Raw genomic sequence first — 7,784 nt, 5'->3', positions numbered from 1 at the left:
TCGCCCGGGTCGCGTCGCGCACCCGCGTCGCTGGCCTGCTCCATGCGCGCTCCCGCGTCGTCGTGTCGCGCGCCTGGCGCGGGTCGCATGCCTGGGGCGGGTCGCTTGCCAGGGCCATGCGTTGGCCTGTGTTGTGTCGCTCGCTTGGGGGCGTGCTTGCCCTAGTTGTGTCGCTCAGCCGGGGCGGGTCGCGGCCCGGGTCACGCGCACCCTGTCGTGTCCATCGCCCGGGTCGCGGCGCTTGCCCGGGTCGCGTCGCTCACCCGCGCCGTTGGCCCGGCCCGCGCCGCCAGCCCGGTCCGGGCGCTTGCCCGGGTCGCGTCGCGCACCCCACGTCGTGTCGCCCGCCCGGGTCGCGTCGCTCACCCGCGCCGTTGGCCCGGCCCGCGCCGCCAGCCCGGTCCGGGCGCTTGCCCGGGTCGCGTCGCGCACCCCACGTCGTGTCGCCCGCCCGGGTCGCGTCCCTCACCCGCGTCGCTAGCCCGGTCCGCGGTGCCCGCCCGGCGTTGGCACTCGCCCGCTCGGTCCGCCGGCCCGCCCGGCGTTGGCACTCGCCCGCTCGGTCCGCCGGCCCGTCCGGCGTGCGGCACTCGCCCGCCCCGGTGTTCTTCTAACATCGTCACTCGCCCGAATAGCGCTCGCGCAGCTTGTACTTCAGTACCTTCCGCAACGTCTCGCCCCGCGGCAGCGCGTCCACCACCTCCAGCCGCTCCGGCAGCTTGTGCACGGACAGCCCTTCGGTGCGCAGGTGCGCGGTGACCGCCGCCAGGGTCAAGGGCTCGGCGCCCGGCGGCTGTTCCACCACCGCGCACACCAGCTCGCCGCGCGCCGCGTCCGGCAGGCCGATCACCGCCGCGTCCCCGACCGCAGGATGCCGGTGCAGCAGGTCCTCGATCTCCTGGGCCGAGATGTTCTCGCCCTTGCGGATGATGACGTCCTTGAGGCGGCCGGTGAGAACCAGGTGGCCGGTTTCCGTGAGGTGCCCGAGGTCGCCGGTGCGCAGGAAGCCGTCCTGGTCGAAGGCCTCCGTCGTCTGCTCGGGATCCAGGTACCCCTGGCACACCGCCTCCCCGCGCAACCGCACCTCCCCGTCCACGATCCGTATCTCCATGCCCTCCGGCGGGCGCCCCTCGGTCGTCGCCAGCAGTTCGGGGGTGTCGTCCGGGTCGCCCATGGTGATCATCGGTACCTCGGTCATGCCGTAGCCGTGGGTGAGCTGGACGCCCATCTCGCGGACCACGGCGTGGTACAGCTCCGGCGGCTTCGGGGCTCCACCGCCCGCCAGGAGCCGCAGTGAGGGGACGAGGCGGGCCCCCGGCCGCTTCCGCTGCTCCGTCAGGAACATCGAGTAGAACGCCGTGGACCCGCCCGCCATGGTCACCCCGTGCCGGCGATAGGCATCCAGCGCGTCCGGCAGCGCGAACTGCTCGAACAGCACCGCCGGGAAGCCGTACAGCAGCAGCATCACCGTGTAGTCGGGCCCGCCGATATGGGCGTACGGGAAGGCGATCGACCCCACGTCGTCCCCCGAAGGCCGCAGCGCGTGGGCGAGGCAGGAGCCGCCCGCGATCAGGGAACGGTCCGTGTGGAGCACGCCCTTGGGGTCGGAGGTCGTGCCGGACGTCCAGTAGATCCAGCGGACCGCGGTGCCGTAGGAGGGCGGGGGAGGCAGGACGGAGGGATCGCCGTCGGGCAGGTCGCCGTACGCCTCGAAGACACCCTTCGCGCCCAGCCGCCGGGCCATCTCCCCGTGGTCGAAGCCGCGCCACACGCCCGGCACCGCGAAGAACTCCGCCCTCGACTCACGCAGCGCGAAGCCCACCTCGCGGTCCCGGTAGAAGGGGATGACCGGCGTCTGCACGGCCCCGAGGCGGGCCAGCGCGAAGGACAGCAGGGCCGTCTCGATCCGGGTGGGCAGCTGCCAGGCGACCACCGTGCCGGGGCGGACGCCCATGCCGTACAGCCCGGCCGCCACCCGCTCGGCGCGCGCGCGGAGAGCGCCGAAGGTGAGTTCGCGGCCGGCCTCCAGGAAGAGCGGCCGGTCCGGGGTGAGGGCGGCGCGGCGGGTGACCAGCTCCCACAGGGTGCGGGACGAACTCAGGGCGTGCGGGGTCTCGTTCACGACTGCCCCCTAGCTGCTTGGCTGACGGGTCGTCAGGTGGGATGCTATCTGACGTTGCGTCAGATAAGCATCAGTCCGGCGGAGGGGACCCATGGAGCGCGCGACCGAACTGCCCCGCATCATCAGCGTCGACGACCACGTGATCGAGCCCGCCCATCTCTTCGAGACGTGGCTGCCGGCCAAGTACCGCGACCGCGGACCCCGGCCCCTGACCGCCGGGATCGGTGAACTCGCCTACGTCGCGGGCAAGTACCGGATCACCATGGACCCGGACGGCCCGCCCACCGACTGGTGGATCTACGAGGACCTGAAGTTCCCGTACAAGCGCAACATCGCCGCCGTCGGCTTCGACCGGGACGAGATGACCCTGGAGGGCATCACCAGGGCGGAGATGCGGCGCGGCTGCTGGGACCCGAAGGCCCGCCTGGAGGACATGGACCTCAACCACGTCGAGGCGTCCCTCTGCTTCCCGTCCTTCCCCCGCTTCTGCGGCCAGACCTTCGCCGAGGCGCACGACAAGGAGGTCGCCCTGGCCTGCGTGCGCGCCTACAACGACTGGATGGTCGAGGAGTGGTGCGGGGACAGCGGCGGGCGGCTCATCCCGCTCTGCCTCATCCCGCTGTGGGACGTGGAGCTGGCGGTCGCCGAGATCCGCCGCAACGCCGCGCGCGGGGTGAAGGCCGTGACCTTCTCCGAGATCCCCACCCACCTCGGGCTGCCGTCCATCCACTCCGGCTACTGGGACCCGTTCTTCGCGGTCTGCCAGGAGACCGGCACGGTCGTCAACATGCACATCGGGTCCTCGTCCCAGATGCCCGCCGCCTCCCCGGACGCACCGCCCGCCGTGCAGGCCTCGCTCAGCTTCAACAACGCGATGGCCTCGATGATGGACTTCCTCTTCAGCGGGGTCCTGGTGAGGTTCCCGCGCCTCAAACTCGCTTACTCCGAGGGCCAGATGGGCTGGATCCCCTACGCCCTGGAACGCGCCGACGACGTCTGGGAGGAGCACCGCGCCTGGGGCGGCGTCCGCGACACCATCCCCGAGCCGCCGTCCACGTACTACTACCGGCAGATCTACTGCTGCTTCTTCCGCGACAAGCACGGGGTCGCCTCGCTCGACGTCGTCGGCCGCGACAACGCCACCTTCGAGACCGACTACCCGCACGTCGACTCGACCTTCCCGCACACCAGGGAAGTCGCCCTCGACCACGTCAAGGGCCTCGACGACGAGACGGTCTACAAGCTGATGCGCGGCAACGCGATCCGCATGCTCGACCTGGACCTCGACCGGTAGATGGACCTCACGTACACGCCGGAGGAAGAGGAGTTCCGGGCGCGTCTGCGGGAGTGGCTCGGCACGGTGCTGCCCGTGCTGCCTCCCAAGCCGTCCCCGGACGACTGGCCCGCCCGCCGCGCCTACGACCTCGGCTGGCAGCGCAGGCTCCACGACGCCGGATACGCCGAGGTCCACTGGGACGCCTCCCCGACCACCCGCCTGATCTTCCTGGAGGAGACCGAGAAGGCCGGAGCGCCCTACGTGGGCGCCAACTTCGTGGGGCTGCTGCACGCCGGGCCGACCATCGCCGCCGAGGGTACGGACGAGCAGCGGGCGCGCTGGCTGCCGCCGATCCTGCGCGGCGAGGAGGTCTGGTGCCAGGGCTTCAGCGAACCGGAGGCCGGCTCCGACCTCGCGGCCCTGCGCACGCGCGCGTGGCGCGACGGCGACCACTATGTGGTGACCGGCTCCAAGATCTGGACCTCGCACGCGGAAGTCGCCGACTGGTGCGAGCTGTTGGTCCGCACCGACCCCGCGGCGCCCAGGCACCGGGGCATCACCTGGCTCGCCCTGCCCATGGACGCCCCCGGCATCACCGTACGGCCGCTGCGGACTCTCGCCGGTTCGGCGGAGTTCGCCGAGGTGTTCCTGGACGAGGTGCGCGTGCCGCTCGCCAACCGGGTCGGGGACGAGAACGACGGCTGGCGCGTGACGATGGTGACGCTGTCGTTCGAGCGCGGCACGGCCTTCGCCGGCGAGGTCGTCGCCTGCCGCCGCGTCCTGGGCGAACTGGCCGCCCGGGCCCGCGAGAACGGCCGCTGGGGCGACCCGGCGCTGCGGCGCCGGCTGGGCAGGCTCAACGCGGAGTTCCGGGCGCTGTGGCGGCTCACGCAGTGGAACGTGAGCGCGGCGGAGGCCTCGGGCGGGGTGCCCGGCGCCGGTGGCTCGGTCTTCAAGCTGCGGTACTCGCACGCCCGCCAGGAGCTCTACGACGCCGCCGCCGAGGTACTGGGCCCCGACTGCCTCGATCTGGACCGCCCCTGGACCCTGGACCGGCTGTCCTCCCTCTCGTACACCATCGCGGCCGGCACCTCGCAGATCCAGCACGGCATCGTCGCCGAGCGGATCCTCGGCCTGCCGAAGGGACGGTGACCGTGCGTTTCCGGTTGACGGACGACCAGCGGGCGTTGCGTGACGGGGTGCGGCAGCTGCTGGCCCGGCGCTTCGACGCGGAGGCGCTGCGGGCCGCCGTGCGGGGCCCGGTGCGGCTTGACCGGGCGCTGTGGCGGGCCCTGGGCGACGCCGGGTTCTTCGCGCTGCGGCTGCCGGAGGCGGACGGCGGCGTCGGACTGGGGCTGCCCGAGGCGGTGTTGGTGTTCGAGGAGGCGGGGCGGGCGCTGCTGCCCGGGCCGCTGGCCGCCACCCACCTCGCGGCCGGTGCCGTACCGGGCGCGGCCACGGGGGAGACCGTCGTGACGGCCGTCGACGGCGGCCTCGCGGAGTGGCTGGCGGAGGCCGACGTCGTACACGGCGACACCGCCGGAGCCGTGCCGCTGCGCTCCCTCGACCCGCTGACGCCGCTGCACCGCGTGCCCGGCGGCGTGGCGGTGGCCCCGGACCCCGTCGCGGTCCTCCTCACCGCCGCGGAGCAGCTCGGCACGGCGGGCCGCGTCTGCGAGCTGGCGGCGCAACACGCCCGGGCCCGCGAACAGTTCGGACGGCCCATAGGGGCCTTCCAGGCGGTGGCGCACCTGTGCGCGGGGATGCTGGTCCGGGCGGAGACGGCCCGCGCCGCGGTGTACGCGGCCGCCGTCACCGCCGACCCGGCCGACATCGCCGCCGCCCGTCTGCTAGCCGACGAGGCCGCCGTACGCGGCGCCCGCGACTGTCTCCAGGTGCACGGCGGCATGGGCTTCACCTGGGAGTCCGAGGTCCATCTGCATCTGAAACGCGCATGGGTTCGAACCCAACGTGCGGGTGGCGTCACGGAGAGTGAGGAAATCCTCGCGGCCGATCTGGCGGCCGGGACGGTCTGACAGGCCGTCTGGCTGCGACATTGCCGACGATGCCCCCAGAGATGTCGCGGATTGTGGCATGCCGGAATTACGGAGTGTTGATACCGGGTCGTAGCCGATGCGTGACTCGTAACAGCCCGGAGTCGGCGGTCCGCTCCGGTACCTTGTGTGGGATGCGAGTGGCTCAGAGCGCGGTGCGACCCCGGGGCGCGGCCTGTTCGACTCCCCGCGGTGAGCGTCGCACAGTATCCCGCAGGGGTACTCCTTCGCGCTGGAATATGCCCGAAGCGCTTGTTGGGGTGACTGTACGTCAACCATGCTGTCCCACAAGGGATTCACGTTCCGTGATCCTTGTCCCGGCCGTTGTTCTGGCCATGCAGAAAATGGCTACGATCGTGGCCCTCGTGAGGCGCGAGCCTAAGTGTCCGCCGGTTCGGATGGTGTGAGCGGTGCAGGTGCTTCAAGTGCAGCTGGAGATCCGGCCCGACCCCGCAGAGGTGGGGCGTGCCAGGCGGTGGGCCCGCTCGCGCCTGGCCGGGTCGGGCATACAGGCCGACGAACCGCTCGCCGAGACGCTGATCCTGCTCGTCTCCGAACTCGTCACCAACGCCGTGGTGCACACCGGCTGTCCCGCGGTGCTGCTGCTCTCGCTGCCGCACGCGGTGACGGACGAGTCCACGGTCCGTCTCGAGGTGGCCGACCGCAGCGGCCGTGCCCCCGTGCCCCGGTGCGCTGACGACGACGCGACCGGCGGCCGGGGCCTCGCCCTCGTCGACGGCCTCGCCGACCGCTGGGGCTGGAGCGTCGAGAGCACCGGCAAGCGCATCTGGTGCGAGCTGGACCGGTGCGCGAAGTCCGGTGAGGTCACGGCGTCGTGCGCAGGGGGCGCGGCGGCGTACGGCGGTGGCGGGGCGTCCTTCGAGGGGCTGGCGTACGAGGCGGTGTAGGGCCCGGTCCTCCGGTGTGCCGTGTTCGTGCCTGTCCGCGCCCGCCCCTGCCCGCCGGCGTGTGGAGCGCGAGGTGTTGTGGACGGCGGCACATGCCGCGGGGTCTTGCGGCGAGGCCGGGGCACGGGTGCACGGCAGGCCGGCCGGTTCCGGCGGTGCGTGCGGCGATGCGCCGGGAGTGCATCCGTGCGCACCCACGGCACATGCCGCATAACCGGCAAATCACCGATTCGGGTGTTGACGCGTCGTGACCGTGTGCTCACGCTGGTGAGCAGCGATTCGCCGTGAGGGGACGGCGAGGGCTTCGACGACGGCGGCCCTCGGCGAGTGTGAGTCGTGATTCGGCGTCGGCTCCCTTCAGGGCCAGGGAGCCGGGGCGGGAGCGCCGGAGTCGGGTGGCGGCGCGCGCTGCCGTGCTCGGGGCGAGCAGCGCGGCGCCGCCATCCTGCTGGCCGGGCCAGGGGGATGCCTAGAGGACGGCGACCGGCGCCACCGGAGACCCGGTCGCCCCGGCGAACGGCTCGGGCGTCGCCGCCAGCAGGAAGGTGTACCGCCTCGCTTCTCCACAGGCTGTGGACAACTTTTCGAGATTCCAGTTCTGGCCCTGCGGCATCCCCATCTCCACGAGGTCGAGGGCATGCACCGGCAGCCACAGGCCGTCCACCTCGGGCGGGAACACCTCGAAGGTCAGCGTGTCGTTGGCGACGGCCGCGACATCGCGCGCGTGGAACCACTCCGGCGTCCGGATCGACAGCCCCGGTGACGGGAAGGCGTACGCGTGCCGGTCTCCGGCCAGACAGACCTGGACCTGCCCGGTCCGTACGAGCACGATGTCGCCGGCCCGTACGCGCGTCCCGGCCAGTTCCTCGGCGGCGTCCAGGTCCTCGGGGGTGACGGCGTACCCGCCGTCGAGCCGGTCCGTGCCCCGGGCTCGGGCGACGTCGAGCAGGACCCCGCGCGAGACGAGGTGCCGGACCGTGCCGATGCCGCTGAACCCGGCGCCGCCGTGCGCCGTCACGGAGCCGGCCGGGCGGCCGTTGTAGATCCGGCCCGAGTGCGAGACATGGGGCAGCGCGTCCCAGTGGGTGGCCGCCTGCAGTCCCATGGTCACGACGTCGTCGCTGCACGCGACCGTGCCCGGGCCGAACAGCTCCTGGTTGATCTGCACCATGACATGCAGCGGGTTGACGCGGCCGGGGATCATCCCGGTCTGCACACCGTCCTGCTGGAGGGGCAGCGCGAGAGGGACGCGGCGGCCGGTGCGGACGGTGGCCGCGGCGTCCCGCACGACCTCGTCGGTGATCAGGTTCAGTGTGCCGAGCTCGTCGTCGGCCCCCCAACGGCCCCAGTTGTTCACGCGCTTGGCGATGTCGTGGAACGCGTCCGGCAGCGACATGAGTCCTCCCCGGGGCTTGTCTTCCCGT

At 72.6% G+C, this 7,784-nt stretch carries 7 protein-coding genes; 4 read left to right on the top strand and 3 right to left on the bottom strand.

The annotated features are described in order from the left end of the window. Window positions 1-174: 174 nt before the first annotated feature. Together ACFZBT_RS28495 and ACFZBT_RS28490 are read right to left on the bottom strand one after the other, a co-directional pair. Window positions 175-366 carry a hypothetical protein gene (locus ACFZBT_RS28495; RefSeq protein ID WP_391109167.1) on the bottom strand — a complete coding sequence of 64 codons (192 nt, stop codon included), beginning with the start codon at window positions 364-366 and terminating at the stop codon, window positions 175-177. Window positions 367-619: 253 nt separating this feature from the next. Continuing rightward, complete coding sequence (locus tag ACFZBT_RS28490) at window positions 620-2,122, bottom strand: AMP-binding protein (RefSeq protein ID WP_391109165.1); 1,503 nt, start codon at window positions 2,120-2,122, stop codon at window positions 620-622. Window positions 2,123-2,213: 91 nt separating this feature from the next. Between ACFZBT_RS28490 and ACFZBT_RS28485 the strand changes: the two genes are divergently transcribed. The 4 genes from ACFZBT_RS28485 (at window position 2,214) to ACFZBT_RS28470 (ending at window position 6,360) form a co-directional block, all read left to right on the top strand. Then, window positions 2,214-3,416, top strand: coding sequence for an amidohydrolase family protein (locus tag ACFZBT_RS28485; protein WP_391109162.1), 1,203 nt, complete (start codon window positions 2,214-2,216; stop codon window positions 3,414-3,416). Then, the gene (locus tag ACFZBT_RS28480; RefSeq protein WP_391109159.1) at window positions 3,417-4,550 is read left to right on the top strand and encodes an acyl-CoA dehydrogenase family protein; all 1,134 of its coding nucleotides are present in this window, start codon (window positions 3,417-3,419) and stop codon (window positions 4,548-4,550) included. It begins immediately after the preceding gene. A 2-nt stretch (window positions 4,551-4,552) separates the two neighbouring features. Continuing rightward, entirely contained in the window at window positions 4,553-5,434 is an 882-nt protein-coding gene (locus ACFZBT_RS28475; protein ID WP_391109156.1) for an acyl-CoA dehydrogenase family protein, read from the top strand. 443 nt (window positions 5,435-5,877) lie between these two features. Further along, window positions 5,878-6,360: an ATP-binding protein gene (locus ACFZBT_RS28470; protein WP_391109424.1), complete on the top strand. Its 483-nt coding sequence runs from the start codon at window positions 5,878-5,880 to the stop codon at window positions 6,358-6,360. Between the two features lie 469 nt (window positions 6,361-6,829). On the opposite strand, the gene ACFZBT_RS28465 is transcribed toward ACFZBT_RS28470, so the two are convergent. Further along, on the bottom strand, window positions 6,830-7,756 hold the full coding sequence (locus ACFZBT_RS28465; protein ID WP_391109153.1) for a cyclase family protein: 927 nt from the start codon (window positions 7,754-7,756) through the stop codon (window positions 6,830-6,832). Window positions 7,757-7,784 lie beyond the last annotated feature (28 nt).

Source organism: Streptomyces sp. NPDC008137, from assembly GCF_042957035.1.
GTDB lineage: Bacteria > Actinomycetota > Actinomycetes > Streptomycetales > Streptomycetaceae > Streptomyces.
Note: the sequence above shows the minus strand (reverse complement) of the source record. Positions and strands in the feature narration are given on the sequence as shown.